17 protein-coding genes and 1 tRNA gene are annotated in these 18,840 nt (G+C 62.5%); 9 read left to right on the top strand and 9 right to left on the bottom strand.

Annotation, left to right across the window (positions count from 1 at the left end):
- Position 1 precedes the first annotated feature (1 nt).
- A complete protein-coding gene (locus tag FJ417_RS03310; RefSeq protein WP_140782449.1) occupies positions 2–1,111 on the top strand; it encodes a hypothetical protein in 1,110 nt (369 codons plus the stop codon).
- A gap of 177 nt (positions 1,112–1,288) precedes the next feature.
- Here FJ417_RS03310 and FJ417_RS03305 read toward each other — a convergent pair whose 3' ends face one another.
- The 5 genes from FJ417_RS03305 to FJ417_RS03280 all read right to left on the bottom strand — a co-directional run bounded on the left by FJ417_RS03305 (position 1,289) and on the right by FJ417_RS03280 (position 5,551).
- Positions 1,289–2,461, bottom strand: a complete 1,173-nt coding sequence (locus FJ417_RS03305) for a reverse transcriptase domain-containing protein (protein WP_140782448.1) — start codon at positions 2,459–2,461, stop codon at positions 1,289–1,291.
- A 275-nt stretch (positions 2,462–2,736) separates the two neighbouring features.
- A complete protein-coding gene (locus FJ417_RS03295; protein WP_140782446.1) occupies positions 2,737–2,934 on the bottom strand; it encodes a helix-turn-helix domain-containing protein in 198 nt (65 codons plus the stop codon).
- Between the two features lie 145 nt (positions 2,935–3,079).
- Complete coding sequence (locus FJ417_RS03290) at positions 3,080–4,825, bottom strand: site-specific integrase (RefSeq protein ID WP_140782445.1); 1,746 nt, start codon at positions 4,823–4,825, stop codon at positions 3,080–3,082.
- 93 nt (positions 4,826–4,918) lie between these two features.
- Positions 4,919–4,994: transfer RNA gene (locus FJ417_RS03285), tRNA-Ala, on the bottom strand.
- A gap of 161 nt (positions 4,995–5,155) precedes the next feature.
- Entirely contained in the window at positions 5,156–5,551 is a 396-nt protein-coding gene (locus FJ417_RS03280) for a TIGR02300 family protein (RefSeq protein ID WP_140650589.1), read from the bottom strand.
- 196 nt (positions 5,552–5,747) lie between these two features.
- Between FJ417_RS03280 and aroA the strand changes: the two genes are divergently transcribed.
- From aroA to rpsA, 3 genes are all read left to right on the top strand, one after another.
- Positions 5,748–7,106 (top strand): 3-phosphoshikimate 1-carboxyvinyltransferase, encoded by a 1,359-nt coding sequence (gene aroA / locus FJ417_RS03275; protein ID WP_140782444.1) that lies wholly within the window; start codon positions 5,748–5,750, stop codon positions 7,104–7,106.
- A gap of 86 nt (positions 7,107–7,192) precedes the next feature.
- Positions 7,193–7,843, top strand: coding sequence for a (d)CMP kinase (gene cmk / locus FJ417_RS03270; RefSeq protein ID WP_140782443.1), 651 nt, complete (start codon positions 7,193–7,195; stop codon positions 7,841–7,843).
- 194 nt (positions 7,844–8,037) lie between these two features.
- Complete coding sequence (gene rpsA / locus FJ417_RS03265; RefSeq protein ID WP_140782442.1) at positions 8,038–9,735, top strand: 30S ribosomal protein S1; 1,698 nt, start codon at positions 8,038–8,040, stop codon at positions 9,733–9,735.
- 79 nt (positions 9,736–9,814) lie between these two features.
- On the opposite strand, the gene FJ417_RS03260 is transcribed toward rpsA, so the two are convergent.
- From FJ417_RS03260 to FJ417_RS03245, 4 genes are all read right to left on the bottom strand, one after another.
- Positions 9,815–10,522 carry an SDR family NAD(P)-dependent oxidoreductase gene (locus FJ417_RS03260; protein ID WP_140782441.1) on the bottom strand — a complete coding sequence of 236 codons (708 nt, stop codon included), beginning with the start codon at positions 10,520–10,522 and terminating at the stop codon, positions 9,815–9,817.
- 195 nt (positions 10,523–10,717) lie between these two features.
- Positions 10,718–12,298, bottom strand: a complete 1,581-nt coding sequence (locus tag FJ417_RS03255) for a 5-guanidino-2-oxopentanoate decarboxylase (protein ID WP_140782440.1) — start codon at positions 12,296–12,298, stop codon at positions 10,718–10,720.
- 75 nt (positions 12,299–12,373) lie between these two features.
- Positions 12,374–13,045 (bottom strand): TetR family transcriptional regulator C-terminal domain-containing protein, encoded by a 672-nt coding sequence (locus tag FJ417_RS03250; protein WP_140650600.1) that lies wholly within the window; start codon positions 13,043–13,045, stop codon positions 12,374–12,376.
- Positions 13,015–13,887, bottom strand: coding sequence for a dimethylarginine dimethylaminohydrolase family protein (locus FJ417_RS03245; protein WP_140644734.1), 873 nt, complete (start codon positions 13,885–13,887; stop codon positions 13,015–13,017). Before FJ417_RS03245 ends, FJ417_RS03250 begins: the two co-directional genes overlap by 31 nt.
- Before the next feature lie 210 nt (positions 13,888–14,097).
- On the opposite strand from FJ417_RS03245, the gene FJ417_RS03240 reads away from it, so the two are divergent.
- From FJ417_RS03240 to FJ417_RS03220, 5 genes are all read left to right on the top strand, one after another.
- Complete coding sequence (locus FJ417_RS03240; RefSeq protein WP_140644733.1) at positions 14,098–14,913, top strand: ABC transporter ATP-binding protein; 816 nt, start codon at positions 14,098–14,100, stop codon at positions 14,911–14,913.
- Positions 14,914–14,970: 57 nt separating this feature from the next.
- Positions 14,971–15,768 carry a transporter substrate-binding domain-containing protein gene (locus FJ417_RS03235; RefSeq protein ID WP_140650605.1) on the top strand — a complete coding sequence of 266 codons (798 nt, stop codon included), beginning with the start codon at positions 14,971–14,973 and terminating at the stop codon, positions 15,766–15,768.
- 148 nt (positions 15,769–15,916) lie between these two features.
- Positions 15,917–16,627 carry an ABC transporter permease subunit gene (locus FJ417_RS03230; protein WP_181175221.1) on the top strand — a complete coding sequence of 237 codons (711 nt, stop codon included), beginning with the start codon at positions 15,917–15,919 and terminating at the stop codon, positions 16,625–16,627.
- Entirely contained in the window at positions 16,627–17,436 is an 810-nt protein-coding gene (locus tag FJ417_RS03225) for an ABC transporter permease (protein ID WP_140782439.1), read from the top strand. The genes FJ417_RS03230 and FJ417_RS03225 overlap by 1 nt, the downstream gene beginning before the upstream one ends.
- Positions 17,437–17,532: 96 nt before the next feature.
- A complete protein-coding gene (locus FJ417_RS03220; protein ID WP_181183143.1) occupies positions 17,533–18,534 on the top strand; it encodes an Ldh family oxidoreductase in 1,002 nt (333 codons plus the stop codon).
- Positions 18,535–18,840: the final 306 nt, after the last annotated feature.

Raw genomic sequence — 18,840 nt, 5'->3', positions numbered from 1 at the left:
CATGCCGCTCCGTTGCCTTGTGACTGAAGGGGAGAGCATCCATGCCTTTGACTTCGGTGGCAAGGAGTGGGCCGAGCTAAGGTTGGAAAACAGGACATCGCGTCACTTGCGAATGGCCTGCTGCGGCGCTTCCGTCATTTTGAAAACATCGTCTCTCGGTTTGAACTTCTTCGCGCATAGGGCTGCGCTTGGACAATGCAGCGGTGCCCCGGAGACGGAAGAGCATCTTCTCCTCAAAAAGCTCGCTGTGGAAGCGCCTCAGAAGGCGGGTTGGAATTGCTCAACTGAAGTTCGAGGGGCGTCCGCGGCTGGCGAGGAGTGGATCGCTGATGTGCTTGCGACAAAGGGCAGCCATCAGGTCGCACTCGAAATCCAGTGGTCGGGACAGAGCGTTGAGGAAACAATGCGGCGACAGGAGCGCTACAGGCGGTCCGGAGTTCGCGGTCTATGGCTTTTCCGGAAACTGGGCTTTCCGATCTCTAAGGATCTCCCAGCTGTCTTTATTGCCGGCGACAAGCAGGCCGGCTTTGAAGCCAGGATCCCTGACGGAACTTGGCAGAGCAATCGAAACATCGATCATCCGAAGAACTGGCGCCAGCAGATGCCGATTGCATCGTTTCTGCAGGCCGCATTCGAGCGCCGCTTTCGCTACGGGATCGAGGCTGACATGCCGGCAACAGTCACCGTTCAGTCACGGAAACTCTGGTGCCGGTGGTGCCGTGCGCCAACCTGGGCAATCAAGTCAATTGAATTAACCGTAGGGCCATACTCGTCTCAACGAACGCTTCTCGACTTGCCAGATGAAATTGTTATGGAAATCGTTCAGAAGCTTCCTCCGAATGAACCAGTGGGGGCGGTCAAGTCTCGATTTATACCTGGTATCGGACGGAACCGTTTGAGCAACGGCTGCCTAAATTGTGATGCCCTAGTCGATGATCATTTCGAGAACCAGGCCTGGTGCTCAGAGCCAAGAACCCTCGCCATTTTCCCGGTGCAACTATCTGACGGCTGGCAAGAGATCATCGGATCACGTCATGGCTGGGGAGTTCACCCCGAAGGAGCGAGGGACAAAATGTCTCCGGCAGAGACTTCGGCGACAGCACACTTGTAGCATTTGCCGATTTCCAGATAGCAATGTTCTTACGCCGTTAGACGCACGTCAAATGTCTGAAAGTGAGGCACGGATTAACTCAATGAAATCGGCCAGCTTTCAGCATTCGACCACGATAGGGAACCCCCGTTGAAGCTTCGCCCTTGCGGTGTCCTCTGGCCTGTCCCTCGCCTGGTCTCAGGACAGCTTCGCAATCTTGACTAAGGAGGCTTTCGCGTTCTGCGCTGCCTGATCCCAGAGTTTGAACGCCGCTGTCCAAGAACCGACACGCCTGCGGAGTTTCTTTATTCGTTGGGTGCGGAGGGTCTCCGACGATGTCTGAACGATTTTTGACAGTTCGTGTTTCAGAAATGCGTCGAACCTTTCCAGATTTCTAGGCGTTGGCTCAATTCGCGCTATGCCGTCGATAAGTGTGAGGCGATGACCGAGGAAGTCTATCGCTTGCCCAGGCTCAAAGCACTTCGGCTCCTTTGGTCGGAAATGCCCAGCCGGGTTGGCTTCGAGAGCCGCCCACAAGGCTAACGTCATCGACACCACATCACTTTCGCTTTTTCCCATGACCAAAATATTGTCCGCATAGCCGACTATCTCTCCCGGCTTCGGAAGCTGGTGAAAGACGGGCGCAAGAACATGGTCAAGGATGAGGGCGGATGTGGCCGACCCTTGTGGAATGCCCAGCTGGGCATCTGCAAACAGCGTCTCAATGAGGATTTTGTCCTCGCAAGGGCCGGTTGCAGGACCAAAGGTGGAATGTTGGTCAAGAGAGAGGTTATGGGAGGCAGAGCAGACCACGTTCTCTGTCACCCTCTTCGGTATGGGAAGGAAGCTGTGTAGTTTCTCCCCATAGAAGCTCGGATAGCAATCTTTGATGTCTGTTTCTATTGCCCAGACGTAACCTTGTTCGAGAAGCGCCGCGACGCGCTTGATCGACGCGTGGCTTCCCCGTGTTCCATATTGGCGAGGATGAAGATCGGATTGGGCCCCGATTAGCGGGCGTACTAGATATTGGAGGGCTCTGTTCTCGATACCATAGTCCATCAGTTTGCGCGCATGCCCGTTGTCCTTTGGCTTCAGTCGGAGAATGACCTTTTCCTGGGTCCCCGCCCAAGCATCCAGCGATTGTGCAATGGACAGCAATTTTTCGGGGGCTACTCGACGGTTTTTCTTGAGAGCAGCGTTTGCCCGCAGGGTTGCCAGATAACGGGCGTCCAAGGACCTAAGGTAGATGCCAGAAAGGTACGCGGCCTTCTTGCGTTTGCCCGCTGAATGCGCCGCACGGATACGCTGAATTAGAGCGTGACAGTGAACCTTCGCCTTCCCCCGACTGGCAAGGTCGTTTGAGCTCGTCACGAGCGGCTCCTACCAATCGTCTCGATCCAGTTCTCAATGTCCAATCGGCGATACATCATTTGCCGAGACCGCCGAATGCGCGCGGGGGTCAATCCGGCCGTCTGGTAACGCCGGACCGTGCGAACCGACACGCCGAGGATCGCTGCCAATTCCTCGATGGAAACCAGATCCGGTCGGCCGAGAGGAACCCAGCGCTGACGGCTATCACCGAGAGGCGTCTGATTTGCGCTCATTGTTAGTGCCTATTCGCGCCTGTCACAGTTGTGTAATTGTCTTCAACGAACCGTCGACAAGCGGCGCATTGAGGCCAGCCAATGAGCAAGATCGCCCTTGTCATAAACGACGATGCGCTTGCCGATCTTGGCATAAGGGGGCCCCTCGCCGCGCATCCGCATTTTGGAAAGTGTCGAGGGCGAAATGCCGACATAACGTGCGGCGTCGGCCGTCCTCAGGATCTGAGGCAGGGTTTCCATTGATCGTCCTGGGGGTCTTGTTGCTGTTCCCGGAACCGTAAGGCGCGATCCTTCGCCCTGCAACAATGCGGTCTCAAACTGGTCGGAGTTTACGTCCGAGGCCGAGAAGGCGCTCGAATTTGGCAGGCTCGCTAATTGCCTGAAGTTATTCCGTAATTTCGTTTGTCGGGCGCAGATAGCTCAGGTCAAGGCCAGGATAAGAAACTTTGCCCATCGCCTCGACATGCAGATCGGGATCGGATTTGTCGCCGTAGTTATCGCTTGTCACGGTGCCTTGGCTCCATCCACCAAGCGCCTTCAGCGCATCGGGGCCAGCGTGGCTTCGGCGTAAAGCATCGCGGAATGAGTGCCGGAAACTGTAGAATGTTTGCTTTGGACCAAGAGTGATCGCTTCCTTAAGGAAGGTGTCTCGGAAGCGCTTCAGTGAATAGGACGCCCAGTTTCCGTATTTATCTTTTTTTAGGTCGTTGAGGAGGCGCTTAGCCTTGGTCTTCTGTTTGCCTTTGGCGAACTCGACAAAACCCAGGGCGACCAGTTCTGAATGAAGCGGAATTTTCCGCCGGCTTGTGGGAGTTTTCAAGGTCTTTGCGGGCTGCTCGATCCCCTCATCCTCGTCATCGGATGAGACAATCAGGTCGAGATACCAAGTCCCTTTACCCGAGCATTTCACGTCGCCCGGCAGCATTTGGCAAATTTCGTTCGGTCTCGCGCCTGTGAAGAGAGAGAGTAATGGCAGCCAGTAGCGCCATTCGCGATCTGACTTGGCATATGGGACTGGAGCATTCGGGGCGCAGCTTTTGTAGAAAGAACTAGCGAAGAACGTTTTAATCTGATCCGGCGTAAGAGGCGCTCGCTTGTCTTCCGCCCTTTCGGCATCGCGTTTCAGCGGGCGCAAGGTCTCGGCAGGATTATGCGGCAAAAGCCGCTTTAGTTCGGCCAACCGCAGGATATTCCGCAACGTGTCCAAGTACGTCGCTTGCGTAACAGGTGCCATCAATGGCTTCCCCTCATCGGCACCCTTCTTAATCGCAGCTTCGAGTGGGAGGCCAGGGTAATGCTTGGTGCGGTTGCTCGGCGTCCGTGCCAACAGACTCCGGGCGCGGAGGCAACAATCATAGTCGATGGCGGAGACGGGCGTATCGTCCCCGATCAGCGCCCGGACGAGTGCGACTTGGGCTCGAACTTTGTCCTGCCATTTGGCCGACATGCCATTGGCTTCCGCCTCATCGAGCTGCAACGTTTGATATTGGTCAGCCAGTTCTTCGAAACGAAGCGGCTTGGACCGGGCAGGATCGAACGCTTTGTCAAAAAAGCTCTCGCCGAAATCATCCTGGTAGTGTGCCAACTTACGACGGCTCAATTCGAGCAGCCCGCGCCGTACCACCTCAGCAAAACGGGTGTTGGTCGTGCTGGACACGGACTTGGGTTCCTGCCCGGCCTCAGCAAGCAATTTGCTGCCAATCGCACCGATCCATTCATCGGCACGGAGATCGTCAGGGTCGCGCAAGCTCGAGATATCGCGTTCGATGCTTTCGACCGCATTTTTCCGCTCTGCACTGGAGGCGGGGATCGCGGTCTGTCGCTCTTCGAATTGGCTCGAATTTTTCGCAACATAGTCTCGAACGAGTTCAAGCAATTCCTGCTCGCCGAGCGACGCCTTCGGAGACTGAAGGGCAGGCTGCGTTGTCCCCGCTTCAAGCGACGCGAATTTGGCGCTCCATGTCACGTCCTCGATTTCGCGTAGCTTCTTGGCTTTCTTTTTCTCGGTCGTGTGCAGCGAGTGGACAATTACCGATTTGCCCATCGCGGCCACAAGATGCTTGGGCACTGAGCGTCTGTAATACCAAACGCCGTTGCGGTTTAGGAGGCGAGCGTCGGACACGTCTTTCATGCTCCAAACTGTATCACCAAAGTGATGCACGCGGGAGACGTAAGACGTTGAATTTGCTAATATCTAAGCGATACAGGTGCTTAGAGGACTGTTTGGTGGAGCCAATCGGAATCGAACCGACGACCTCTTGAATGCCATTCAAGCGCTCTCCCAACTGAGCTATGGCCCCACTCCCGGCAGTCAGCCGGCGCCGTTTCCGGCGAAGAGATCCGGCGCGGTCGGGAACCGCGCCGTCGTGTAGTACTGGCGGCTTCTAGCGCCGCCTTCGGTCAAGATCAAGCCTTGAAAAGCCGCTTTTTCGTCACAGGCCAAAATGGCCGGCAAACGAAATCAGACTTCGTCATCGTCGTCGCCGACGCCGATCATATCGGCGACGTCATCGTCCTCTTCCTCTTCGTCGGCAAGGAAGGTGTCGTCCTCATCGTCGCCGAGATCGACATCTTCTTCATCATCGCCAAGATCGGGAAGATCGTCGCCGCCACCCTTGGCCTCGTCATCGGCCTCCTCGAGCGAGACGACTTCGGCGCCTTCCTCTTCGTCGGCGTCCACTTCCTTCTCGGCGACTTCCTCATCTTCCTCGACCGCGGAAATCTTGCCTTCGTCGAAATAGGAGCGTGGATAGCTCTTGCCGGTATAGGGCGAGACGATCGGGTCCTTGTTGAGATCGTAGAATTTCCGACCCGTTTCGGGGTCGACACGCTTGGTGCCAAGTTCAGCTTTTGCCACAGTAGGCCTCGTCAATAAAAGAGTGGTCCCCATAACCGCAGTTTTGAGCGCTGTCAAAGCCAAAAGCCGGCATTGTAAAATGCTCGTATTCGAAGGCCTCGCACAAGGGGATGACCATTGCAACGCACCGTGATACGAGACCGCCGCACCATGACGAACCGAGCCGGCCAGCCGGCATTTCATTTGGAAGACAAGGATGTCTCACTCCGCCGCCGCTAAGCCAGCCACGGCCCGCAAATCCCCTGCCCTTGCCGGCACAGCGCGCGTGCCGGGCGACAAATCTATTTCGCACCGCTCCTTCATGTTCGGCGGCCTCGCCTCCGGCGAGACCCGCATCACCGGCCTGCTCGAAGGCGAGGACGTGATGCGCACGGGCGCCGCCATGAAGGCAATGGGCGCGCATGTCGAAAAGAAGGGCGCCGAATGGGTGATCCGCGGCACCGGCAACGGCGCGCTGCTGCAGCCGGAAGGCCCGCTCGATTTCGGCAATGCCGGCACCGGCTCGCGCCTCACCATGGGGCTGGTCGGCACCTATGACATGGAGACCACCTTCATCGGCGACGCCTCGCTTTCCGGCCGGCCGATGGGCCGCGTGCTCGACCCGCTGCGCCAGATGGGCGTGCAGGTGCTGAAGGCAGCGCCTGGCGACCGCATGCCGATCGCGCTGCGCGGCCCGAAACACGCCGCGCCCATCACCTATCGCGTGCCGATGGCGTCCGCGCAGGTGAAGTCGGCGGTGCTGCTTGCCGGCTTGAACACGCCCGGCATCACCACGGTGATCGAACCGGTGATGACGCGCGACCACACCGAAAAGATGCTGAAGGGCTTCGGCGCCAATTTGAGCGTCGAGACCGACGAGCGCGGCGTGCGCCATATCTTCATCGAAGGCCAGGGCAAGCTCACCGGGCAGACCATCGCGGTGCCGGGCGACCCGTCCTCGGCCGGCTTCCCGCTGGTCGCCGCGCTCATCGTGCCGGGCTCCGACATCACGATCGAGAACGTGCTGATGAACCCGACCCGCACCGGTCTGCTTCTGACCCTGCAGGAGATGGGCGGCAAGATCGACATCCTCAACCCGCGCAATGCCGGCGGCGAGGACGTGGCGGACCTGCGCGTGCGCTATTCCGAACTGAAAGGCGTCACCGTGCCGCCGGAGCGGGCGCCGTCGATGATCGACGAATATCCGGTGCTGGCCGTGGCCGCGAGCTTCGCCGAGGGCGAGACGCTGATGCAGGGGCTGGAGGAATTGCGCGTCAAGGAATCCGACCGGCTGTCGGCGGTGGCCAATGGGCTGAAGCTCAACGGCGTCGACTGCACCGAGGACGAGGCTTCGCTCGCCGTGCGCGGCAAGCCGGGCGGCAAGGGGCTCGGCGCGCATCCGAACGGCCAGGATACGGCGGTGAAGACCGATCTCGACCACCGCATCGCCATGAGCTTTCTTGTGATGGGACTGGCGACCGAGAAGCCGGTGACGATCGACGACGCGAACATGATCGCGACGAGCTTTCCGGAGTTCATGGGATTGATGAAGGGGCTGGGCGCGGAGATCGAGTGATTGTCGATGGGTTGGGGCCAAACAGAAATGCTGGCGGGACGGCGATCGCCTTGTTCCTTGCGCCCTCTATTCATGGCGAGCAGCCAATGACCCACACCTTCACCATCGCCATCGACGGCCCTGCGGGCGCCGGCAAGGGCACGCTCGCTCGCCGCCTTGCCGACCACTATCGGCTGAACCTGCTCGACACCGGCCTCACCTATCGCGCGGTGGCCCACAAGCTGCTGGAACTCGGCCTGCCGCTCGACAATGTCTCGGCGGCCGAAACCGCAGCCCGGCAGGTCAACCTGTCGAACCTCGACCGCGCCGTGCTGTCCGCGCATGCGGTGGGCGAAGCCGCCTCCAAGGTCGCTGTCATTCCCACGGTGCGGCGCATCCTGGTCGAGAAGCAGCGGGCCTTCGCCAAGGCGCCGCCGGGCGCGGTGCTCGACGGCCGAGACATCGGCACCGTCGTGTGCCCGGACGCCGATATCAAGCTCTATGTCACGGCGAGCGCCGAGGTGCGGGCGAAGCGCCGGCTGGCCGAGATCGAAAGCATGGGCGGCAGCGCCGATTTCGCCACCATCCTTGCCGATATCGAGCGCCGCGACGAGCGCGACATGGGCCGCGCCGACTCGCCGCTGAAGCCGGCGGGAGACGCGCACTTGCTTGATACCAGCGAAATGGCTATAGAAGCCGCGTTTCTGGCGGCGATGGCGATCGTTGACGACGTCCTTGCCAAGAGAAACAAGGCTTGATCAGGTTTTTCGATTGCCGTTGGCGGCGAAAATACCCATATCGGGCACGAACCAGCCTGCCAGCATTCTTCATGCGCCGGACTTGCCGCCTGAACAGCGGCCAAGGGCTCTTCAGCCCGGAACGCCGGCAGGCTCACGCAACGCTAACCTACGGCGCCCGCTCCGCCAGCGCGCGGAGCATTCCAGGAGAAACAATGTCAGCTGCTAATCCGTCTCGCGACGATTTCGCGAGCATGCTCGAAGAATCATTCACCGCCGGCCATTCCGGCGAGGGCCAGGTTGTCCGGGGCACGATCACCGCGATCGAAAAGGACATGGCCATCATCGATGTCGGCCTCAAGGTCGAAGGCCGCGTGCCGCTGAAGGAATTCGGCGCCAAGGGCAAGGAGTCCTCCCTCAAGGTCGGCGACACCGTCGAAGTCTATGTCGAGCGCATCGAAAACGCGCTTGGCGAAGCCATGCTGTCGCGCGAGAAGGCTCGCCGCGAGGAGAGCTGGGTGCGTCTCGAAGAGAAGTTCACCAAGGGTGAGCGCGTCGAAGGCGTCATCTTCAACCAGGTCAAGGGCGGCTTCACCGTCGACCTCGACGGCGCCGTGGCGTTCCTGCCGCGCAGCCAGGTCGATATCCGCCCGATCCGCGACGTCACCCCGCTGATGCACAACCCGCAGCCCTTCGAGATCCTCAAGATGGATCGCCGCCGCGGCAACATCGTGGTGTCGCGCCGCACCGTGCTCGAGGAGAGCCGCGCCGAACAGCGTTCGGAAATCGTGCAGAATCTCGAGGAAGGCCAGGTGGTCGAAGGCGTGGTCAAGAACATCACCGACTACGGTGCGTTCGTCGACCTCGGCGGCATCGACGGCCTGCTGCATGTCACCGACATGGCATGGCGCCGCGTCAACCATCCGACCGAGATCCTCAACATCGGCCAGACGGTCAAGGTGCAGATCATCCGCATCAACCAGGAAACCCACCGCATCTCGCTCGGCATGAAGCAGCTCGAGTCGGATCCGTGGTCGGATATCGGCACCAAGTTCCCGATCGGCAAGAAGATCAAGGGCACCGTCACCAACATCACCGACTACGGCGCGTTCGTCGAGCTGGAGCCGGGCATCGAGGGCCTCATCCACGTTTCGGAAATGTCGTGGACGAAAAAGAACGTGCACCCCGGCAAGATCCTGTCGACGACGCAGGAAGTCGACGTGGTGGTGCTCGAGGTCGATCCGGCCAAGCGCCGCATCTCGCTCGGCCTCAAGCAGACGCTGGAAAACCCGTGGCAGGCTTTCGCCTCGAGCCATCCGGTCGGCAGCCAGGTCGAGGGCGAGGTCAAGAACAAGACCGAGTTCGGCCTGTTCATCGGCCTGGAAGGCGACGTGGACGGCATGGTGCACCTTTCCGACCTCGACTGGACCCGTCCGGGCGAGCAGGTCATCGAAGAGTACAATCGCGGCGACATGGTCAAGGCGCAGGTGCTCGACGTCGACATCGAGAAGGAGCGCATCTCGCTCGGCATCAAGCAGCTGGCCCGTGACACTGTCGGCGAAGCGGCCAACAGCGGCGAACTGCGCAAGAACGCCGTCGTCACCTGCGAGGTCATCGGCGTGAAGGATGGCGGTCTGGACGTGCGGCTGGTCGACAGCGGCATCGAGACCTTCATCAAGCGTTCGGACCTTTCGCGCGACCGCGACGAGCAGCGCCCCGAGCGCTTCACCGTCGGCCAGAAGGTCGATGCCCGCGTCATCGCCTTCGACAAGAAGACCCGCAAGCTGCAGGTCTCGATCAAGGCGCTGGAAATCGCCGAGGAGAAGGAAGCGGTCGCCCAGTACGGCTCGACCGACTCCGGCGCCTCGCTGGGCGATATCCTGGGCGCGGCGCTGAAGAAGCAGGGCAACTAAGCCAGGCCTCTTCAACTGACGAACTGCAAAAACCCGCCGGAGCGATCCGGCGGGTTTTTCTTTTGTCGGGATATCGAGTTCAGGCGCGGCCGTACAGCGGAACCAGCGTGCCGCTCATGGCCTGGTTGGCGGGCGAGGCGAGATAGGCGATCGCTTCCGCCGCGGCTTCGAGACTGACCCATTTGGCGAAATCGGCATCGGGCATGTCGGCGCGATTGGCGGGCGTGTCGAGCGTCGAGGGCGCCACGGCGTTGACCAGGATGCTCTTGTGCTTCAGCTCTTCGGCCATGGCCACCGTCATCGCCGCGACCGCCGCCTTGCTCGCGGCATAGGCGACCATGCCGGAGCCGCGCCTCGGGTCGAGACCGGCGCGCGCGGTGACATTGACGATGCGGCCGGCCGTATTGGACTCCAGCATCGAGCGCACCGCGGCGCGGCTGCACAGGAAGGCCGTGCGGGCGTTGGTCTCCATCATCTCGGCAAAGGAGGCCGACTCGATCTTTTCCACCGGCGCCATGGTGAAGCCGCCGGCAAGGTGGATCGAGGCCCAGAGCGCGGGCACCTGGTGGTAGAAAGCCTCGACCTTGGCCGAATCCGACAGGTCGACATTATGCGCCAGATGCACGCTGGCATGGGCTGCGTAAGGAAAATGCGGCGGGGCTGCCGCGTGGGCATTGGGCACGTGGCAGATCGCGCCTTGCTCCAGCAATCTGCCGACAACCGCGCCGCCGAGCGCCCCAGTACCGCCCGTCACCACGACATGCCTGCCATTAAGCGTTTCCGTCATCCTTCGACCGCTCCTGTCATTTTTTTGATTATATCTTGGGTTATGCCGCCCCAGGCTCGAACGTCGCGCCTTTCGCGTCGTCACTCAATTGAAATATCGACATGGCAGGCGCAGCGTCTTTGCATGCGTCGGAACTTGGCAGGCGACATCAATCTGCCGGCGCCGGAATGGGCCTACCGGCAGACGCGCGAGTCTTCAGTCGACGGTGATTTCGATGACGCGCGGCTCGCCTGCCGCCCGGGCGCGCCTCAGCGCCTCGGCAAGACCACCGGTCCCGGCCAGCCGCTCGGCCTCGATGCCGTAGGCCTCGGCGAGCTTGCAGAAATCCGGCGGAGCCGGTGAGACGCCGACCGGCTCGACGCCGACATCGAGCATCGAGGTCTCGATCTCGCGATAGCCGCGGTTGTTCCAGACGACGAAGATCACGGGCGTTTCAGCATCGAGCGCGGCGCCGATCTCCGGCAAGGTGAACTGGAAGCCGCCGTCGCCGGTGAGGCACACCACCGGCGCCTCGGGCACCGCAAGTGCCGCGCCGATCGCCGCCGGCGGACCGTAGCCCAGCGCGCCGAAGCCCGTCGCTGCGTTGAACCAGCCGCCCGGACGATCGTGGTCGTAATAGAGGTTTGCGGCATAGATCGGCTGGGTCGAGTCGCCGACGATGATGGCGCCCGGCAGCGCGTCGCGGATCGTTTCCACGGCGTGAACCTGCGCCAGATACTCGGGCTTCAGTTCGGCTAGCGCTGCCTTCCGCGCGGCGGCCGCGCGAGCTTCGCCATCCTTCGCCTGAGGATGACCCGGCCCGATCGCCGCAAGCAGAGCCTCGATCCCTTCGGCGCAATCCGCCTGGATGCCGACCGTCACCGGCCGGCGCGCGATCTGGTCGGCACCGATATCGATACGGATCAGGTTCTTCGGCAGCACGAAGCCGCCGTCGCCATAGCCATCATAGTCGGTCGGGCCGAATTCGGTACCGGCGGCGATCACCAGGTCGGCATCCGCCATCAGCGCGCGCACTGCCTTCAGACTTGGGCTGGCCGGCACGCAGAGCGGATGACCATGCAGCAGGCCACGCGCATTGGCGGTCTCGACGACCGGCGCGCCAAGCGTCTCGGCCAGGCGCCGCAGCCCAGCGTCGGCCTTCCTTGCCCCGCCACCGGCGAGGATCAGCGGCCGGCGCGCCGCCTTGATGAGCTTTGCCGCTTCGGCGACCGCCGCCGCGTCCGGGGCGGGCGGCGCCGCGTTGCTCAGCGCTGCCGCGATATCGTCGGCGGGCTTCACCATGACGTCGGTGGGGATCTCGATATGGACCGGACCCGGACGTGAGGAGGAGAAAACGGTGAAGGCGCGGGCGAGAGCGCCCGGCAGTTGCCCGGCCTCGGTGACACGCTCGGAAAACAGCGCGACCTTTTCCATCATGCCGCGCTGATCCGGCAGCTCATGCAGGAAGCCCAACCCCTTGCCCAGCGTATCGGTTGCGTTGACGCCGGAGATCACCAGCATCGGCACCGAATCGGCGCGCGCCTGGCCCATGGCGGTGATGGTGTTGGTCAGCCCTGGTCCGGTGATGACGAAGGCGACGCCCGGCCGGCCGCCGGCGCGCGCATAACCATCGGCCATGAAGCCAGCCCCCTGCTCGTGGCGCGGCGTGACGTGGCGGATCCTCGAGCGCGCCAGGCCGCGATAGAGCTCGACCGTATGCACGCCTGGAATGCCGAAGACGGTGTCGACGCCATGCGCTTCGAGCAGGGTGATGAGCGCTTCGCCGATGGTAGTCATCGCATTTCCTTCCTTTTGTTTCTTACGCAATTACGGACGGAAAGTTACGGCGAAGTGGCCGAACCCAACCGCTTCTCATTTTTCCTGGAATTGCTCCAGCGCCGCGAGGCCGAGTTCGGCCTCGACGGCCTTGATGCCGATCGCCGCCAACTCACCGGGCGAGAACATCTCGCCGGCCAGGCAGCCTTCGATCCAGAGCCCGTCGATGATCGCATTGATCGCAATGGCATGGTGGCGCAGCTTGCCTGCATCCGGCTTGCGCCGGTCGGCGGCGAGCACTTCGGCCACGACCGCTTCCACCTCGTTGCGAAAGCCAAGGTAGCCTTCGCGGTGGGCACGGGCGAGCGTCGGATCCGCATTGGCGCGGCCAAGGAAGGTTGCCCAGAGCGAAAACACCCGCTGGTCGATGATCGGCGCATTGAGGTTGGCGGTGACGAAAGCCGCGAGGCGTTGGCGCGGCGAGGCGTCTTCCATGACCAATGCCGCTTTCGCCTGTTCGGTCATACGGCCGACCAGCGCCGTATAGGCTTCCTGCAGCAATTCTTCCTTGCCGGGGAAATAGTGCCGGATCAGTCCGGCGGTGACGCCGGCGCGCAAGGCGATGGTACGCAAGGTGGCGCCCTGAAGGCCATGTTCCGCCACGCTGTCGAGCGTCGCATCGATCAGGTCCTGCCGCCGCCGCTCCTCGCCCTCGCGGCGGAACTTGCGGCGCGCATTCATTGGCGCAGGATCGGCCGCGTCAAGCATGTCGGCCCGCCTTCGCAGGCGATGCAGAGCGCGTCCGCCTCGAATATCTCAACCGTGCAGCCGGCGGCTTCCATCGCGGCCTTGGTCTTGGGAAAACCTGCAACGGCGATGACCTTGTGCGGGCTGGTCGGCAGCACGTTCAGGCTGAGGCCGTTGGAAGCGGCGAACTCTTCGGCGTCGCCTTCGACCAGCCGGATGCCGCGCGCCTTCAGCATCTGATAGAATGGGGCTGGCAGAAGCGGTGAATAGACCAGGGCAAGGTCGTCGGCCAGCGGGCTGATCACCGACATCAGATGCAGGCACGCCTCTTCGCCCTGCCACAGCGGCAGATCGAAGCCGTAGACGGAAACGCCCAGCGGCGTCAGCAGGTTGGAAACCTGCTGGATACCTTCCTGGTTGGAGCGCACACCGCGCCCGATCGCCAGCGTGCGGGCATCCACCCATACGCAGTCACCGCCTTCGACCTGACCAGGCGCCTCGACCCGGCCGAGGACCGGAATGCCCAGTCGCTTGTAGGTTTCCTCATGCAGCGAGGGCTCCCGGGCGCGCAATGGCTTGCCCATGGACAGGATCAGCGCGCCGCGGTCGGTCATCAGCGACGGGTCATGCGTGAACACCGAATCCGAAAGGCCATCGGCCGTGTCCTCGATCCATTCGATTTCGGCGCCGGAAGCCGCCACCAGCTCGGCAAGGAGCGCATGCTGCGAAGCGGCCTTCGCCGGGTTGAATCCCGGGCCATAGTGCCAGGCAGCCCTGTCGGCGTCGCGCATGGCGTTGGCCGCCGACCGCATCAGCACGCGCCGCAGCGGCGCTGCCATGGACTGTGATCCGAAAGCGCTCATCGATGCCCTTTTAAGATGAAAAAAATCGTGAAAATTTCATGAAAGGCTATTTATACACTTGCGCAACAAGGCCGCAAGTGCCGTAATGAGCGGGATTGACGGGCTCGCGCTGTCGGGTCCATGCTGAAATCTGGAGCGGGCAGGACAGCGTATGTTGATTAGCCGGATGGACGTTCGACGACCTACCTTCGGCCATGGAAAGGTCGCCCGGTGAGCGTGGCGGACGCTGCCGCAGTCCAGTCCGGCAAGGCGCAGAACGGCGCCGCCGAAGCCATCCATGTCGAAAACCTGCATAAGAAATTCGGCCAGTTGCACGTGCTGAAGGGCGTTTCGCTGTCGGCGCGCGACGGCGAGGTGGTTGCCATCATCGGCGGCTCCGGTTCCGGCAAGTCGACCCTGCTGCGCTGCATCAACTGCCTGGAGAACCCGACCAGCGGCATCATCCGGGTCAATGGCGAGGAGATCAGGCTCAAGGCGGACAGCCACGGCCATACCGTTCCGGCCGACCGCAGGCAGATCGAGCGTATCCGCTCGAGGCTCGGCATGGTCTTCCAGAATTTCAACCTGTGGAGCCATATGACGCTGATCGAGAACGTCATCGAGGTTCCGGTGCATGTGCTAGGCGTCAAGCGCGACGAAGCGATCGCCCAGGCCGAGAAGCTGCTTGCCCGAGTCGGGCTGGCGGAAAAGCGCGACGTCTATCCGGCCTTCCTGTCCGGCGGCCAGCAGCAGCGGGCCGCGATCGCCCGCGCGCTGGCGATCAATCCGCGCGTCATGCTGTTCGACGAACCGACGTCCGCGCTCGATCCCGAACTGGTCGGCGAGGTGCTGAAAGTCATCGGCGACCTGGCGCGCGAGGGGCGCACCATGGTGCTGGTGACGCATGAAATGAAGTTCGCCCGCGAGGTCGCGACGCATGTCGTCTATCTCTACAACGGGCTGGTCGAGGAAGAGGGTCCGCCGGAACAATTGTTCGGCGCGCCAAAATCCGAAAGGCTCAAGCAATTCCTCCGCAATGTCGGCTAGGTGCCGGCATCAAGCGGAGCGAAAAACCGGGAACAACAACAAACTGGGAGTCCTGAAATGAAGACTGTTGTCAAGACATTCGCCGCCGCACTGCTTCTCGGCGTCGCGGCGATGGGTGGCGTGGCCAAGGCCGAGCAGGTCAAGATCGGCGTCGCCGCCGAACCCTACCCGCCCTTCACCTCGCCCGACGCCTCGGGCAAATGGGTTGGCTGGGAGATCGACTTCGTCGACGCCGTCTGCGCCGAAGAGAAACTCGACTGCGTCATCACGCCGGTTGCCTGGGATGGCATCATCCCGGCGCTGACCACCAAGAAGATCGACGCCATCGTCTCTTCCATGTCGATCACCGACGAGCGCAAGAAGACGATCGACTTCTCGGACAAGTACTACAACACCCCGACCGCGATCATCGGACCGAAGGACCAGAAGTTCGGCTCCACGCCGGACGATCTCAAGGGCAAGGTGATCGGCGTCCAGGTCTCGACCGTGCATGCCGTGTACGCCAAGAAGCATTTCACCGGCGCACAGGAGATCAAGGAATACCAGACCCAGGACGAAGCCAACCAGGATCTGGCCGCCGGCCGTATCGACGCGGTGCAGGCCGACTCGATCGCGCTCGGCGAGTTCCTGAAGTCGGACCAGGGCAAGGCCTGCTGCGACCTGAAGGGCATGGTGGCCCCGGACGATGAGGTGCTTGGACCGGGCGTCGGCGCCGGTATCCGCAAGGAAGACACCGCGCTCAAGGAAAAATTCAACGCCGGCATCAAGGCGATCCGCGCCAACGGCAAATATGACGAGATCTCGAAGAAGTATTTCGACTTCGACATCTATGGCGGCGCCACGCAGTCGAACTGAGTCCTCTTGCAATGAGTGAGGGCATGGCGTCCGCGCCATGCCCGACCTTGCCACGCATGCGCGCCGCCGACCTTGCCCTCGGTGGCTTGCCAGCAATCCGGGGGCGAAGCTGATCGACGTCTTTCTTCCGGCCTCCGCGGCCGGCTTCATGGAACTCCTGTCGCCCGTGGCGCCCGGCTGGGGCGGCACGCTGCTGGTCGGCCTGCTGCATTCGGTCGAGATCGCCATCGGCGCCACCTGCCTCGGCCTCATGATCGGCACCGCCGGCGCCTTCGGCAAGCTCTATGGCGGCCCGGTGACGCGCGATCTGCTCGCGGTCTACACGACCGTCGTGCGCGCCGTGCCGGAACTGGTGCTGATCCTGCTGCTCTATTACGCCGGCACCGACCTCATCAACCAGGTGCTGACGGCGATGGGCTACAGCCGTGTCGACATCAGCGGGCTCGCGGCCGGCATTTTCGTGCTGGGTTTCGTCCAGGGCGCCTATTCGACCGAAGTCATCCGCGGCGCCATCCTCGCCATCCCGCAAGGCCAGATCGAGGCCGCCCGCGCCTACGGCATGTCGCCAGGCCTGATGCTGCGACGCATCACGCTGCCGGCGATGCTGCCCTTCGCCATCCCCGGCCTGGCGAATCTGTGGCTCATCGCCACCAAGGACACCGCGCTGCTTGCCGTCGTCGGTTTCTTCGAACTCACCCTTGCAACGCGCCAGGCGGCCGGCGTAACCAAGGCCTACCTTCTTTTCTACCTTGCGGCCGGCGCGCTCTATCTCGCGCTCTCGCTGTTCTCCAACCTGATCATCGGCCGCGTCGAGGCCTGGTCGCGGCGCGGCATGCCCTCCGTCAGGGAGGCGCGCTGATGTCGGCCGAAGCCTCCGCGATCAACATGGCGGCGCGCGCCTCGATCTGGCTCAAACCGCACCGCATCGTGCTGATCCTGATCGCGCTGGCGCTGGTGCTTTGCGCCGCCTTCTTCATGCGCTGGGACTGGCTGCCGCAATATTGGGAAATGGGCCTGATGGGCATATGGCGGGCGCTTTGGATCCTCGCCGTCACCTGCGCGCTGGGCTTTGCGCTGGCCGTGCCGCTCGGGCTCGCCCAGGCAGGCGGACCGATCTGGTTCTCGGCACCGGCGAAGGTCTTCTGCACCATCGTCCGGGGAACGCCGCTGCTCCTGCAGCTCTGGCTGCTCTATTACGGCCTCGGCTCGATCTTTCCGCAATATCCGTGGATCCGTGAATCTTGGCTTTGGCCGTATCTCCGGCAGGCCTGGCCGTATGGCGTGGTGGCGCTGACCTTGTCTTTCGCCGGCTATGAGGGTGAAGTGATGCGCGGCGCCTTCGCCGGCGTGCCGCGCGGACAGTTGGAGGCCGCCCGCGCGTTCGGCATGAGCCGTTGGAAAATCTTCCGGCGCATCTGGTTGCCGCAGGCCTTCTACCGGGCGCTGCCGACGCTGACCGGAGAGACCGTGCTGCAGCTGAAGTCGACCCCGCTGGTGGCGACGATCAGCGTCATCGATATCTTCGCCGTCTCCTCCAAGGTGCGCCAGGACACCTACCTGACCTATGAGCCTTTGCTGCTCTTGGCGCTGATCTATATGACGATCACCGGCATCCTGGTCTTCGTCTTCAGTCGGATCGAGGCTCGGATTCCGGTCAAGATCGGGTAAGTGAGTCGTGAATAGTGAGTGGTGAGCAGTGGGCTGCTTGCTGGTTTTCCCCTACTGACTACTCCCTACTTTCCTACTCACTCAGGAGCAGCCCTGATGCAACTCACTCTCGACCAGGCAACAGGCCTATGCCGGATGGCGGCGCTCGGCGCCGGCGCCAACGAAGAAGCGGCGCAGTCGCTCACCGCCTCGATCATCGCCGCGGAGGCCGAAGGCCTGTCGACGGTGGGGCTGTCGCATTTCATCGATTATCTGGAAGCGCTCGAAGCCGGCCGCATCGACGGCAACGCCGATCCGGCGATCACCCGACCGGCGCTCGCCGTCTATCTTTCGGATGCGCGCGGCGGACTTGCCCATACCGGCTTCGACCGCACGATCGACGATCTGGTCAAGGCAGCAAAACTGTTCGGCGTCTCGATCTTCTCGCAAAAGAATGCCTATACATGCGGCGCGCTCGGCTATTTCACCGGGCGGCTCGCCGAACAGGGGCTGGTGTCCTTCGCCGCCACCAACGGGCCGGCGGTGCTTGCCGGTTCAGGTTCGGTCAAGCCGGTCTATTGCACCAATCCGATGTCCTTTGCATCGCCCGCCGCCGACGGGCCGCCGCTGGTTATCGACCAGTCGTCGAGCGCGACCGCCTTCGTCAACATCCGCAAGGCGGCCGAGGACGGCAAGACGATCCCCGAAGGCTGGGCGCTGGATGCCAGCGGCAACCCGACCACCGATCCGGCGGCGGCGATGAAGGGCGCCATGCTTGCCTTCGGCGGCCAGCGCGGCGCCAACATCGCCTTGATGGTCGAGGTGCTGGCGGCCGGCATTTCGGGCGCCAACTGGTCGCTCGACGCGCCCTGGTTCACCGGCGGGCCGGACAGCCCCGGCACCGGCCTTTTCGTTCTCGCCATCGAACCCAAGCTGCTCGACCCGGAATTCGAGCAGCGCATGAAGGACCAGTTCGACCGGCTGCGGCGGCGCTATGGCGTGCATATCCCCGGCCGCTCCCGCGCCGAGGCCGCCGAGAAGGCAAAGGCGCGCGGCATCACCACGTCCAGGGCGGTCGTGCAGCGCATTTCCGAATTCGCCGAGCGTTACTCGGCCTGATTTTCCTCTCCGCGAGTGAACCTTCTCTCGCCCTGCAACGACCAATCTCCGGCACCCCACGCCGCGAGCCGTCCGGTTGGCTTCGTCTGGCTCGCGGTTGGCGGCGCCGCGCCGGGCGTTCAGGGCGGGGCGGGCGTGCTTGCTTCACGCCACCTTGATACCGTCTCAGGTCAGGCCGCCTCGGTGGGCCCTGTTTCGGCGTGGACACTGCCCGAAAAACCCCGTCTCGTGAACTGACCCCATAAAGTTGGACGGTTCATTGAGTTGGTAGGTTTAAGGGCTGGGTCCTGTATTGCACAGGGGCCA

The organism is Mesorhizobium sp. B3-1-7, from assembly GCF_006439385.1.
In the GTDB taxonomy this organism is placed as follows: Bacteria; Pseudomonadota; Alphaproteobacteria; order Rhizobiales; family Rhizobiaceae; genus Mesorhizobium.
This window is presented reverse-complemented; position numbering and strand designations above follow the sequence as displayed.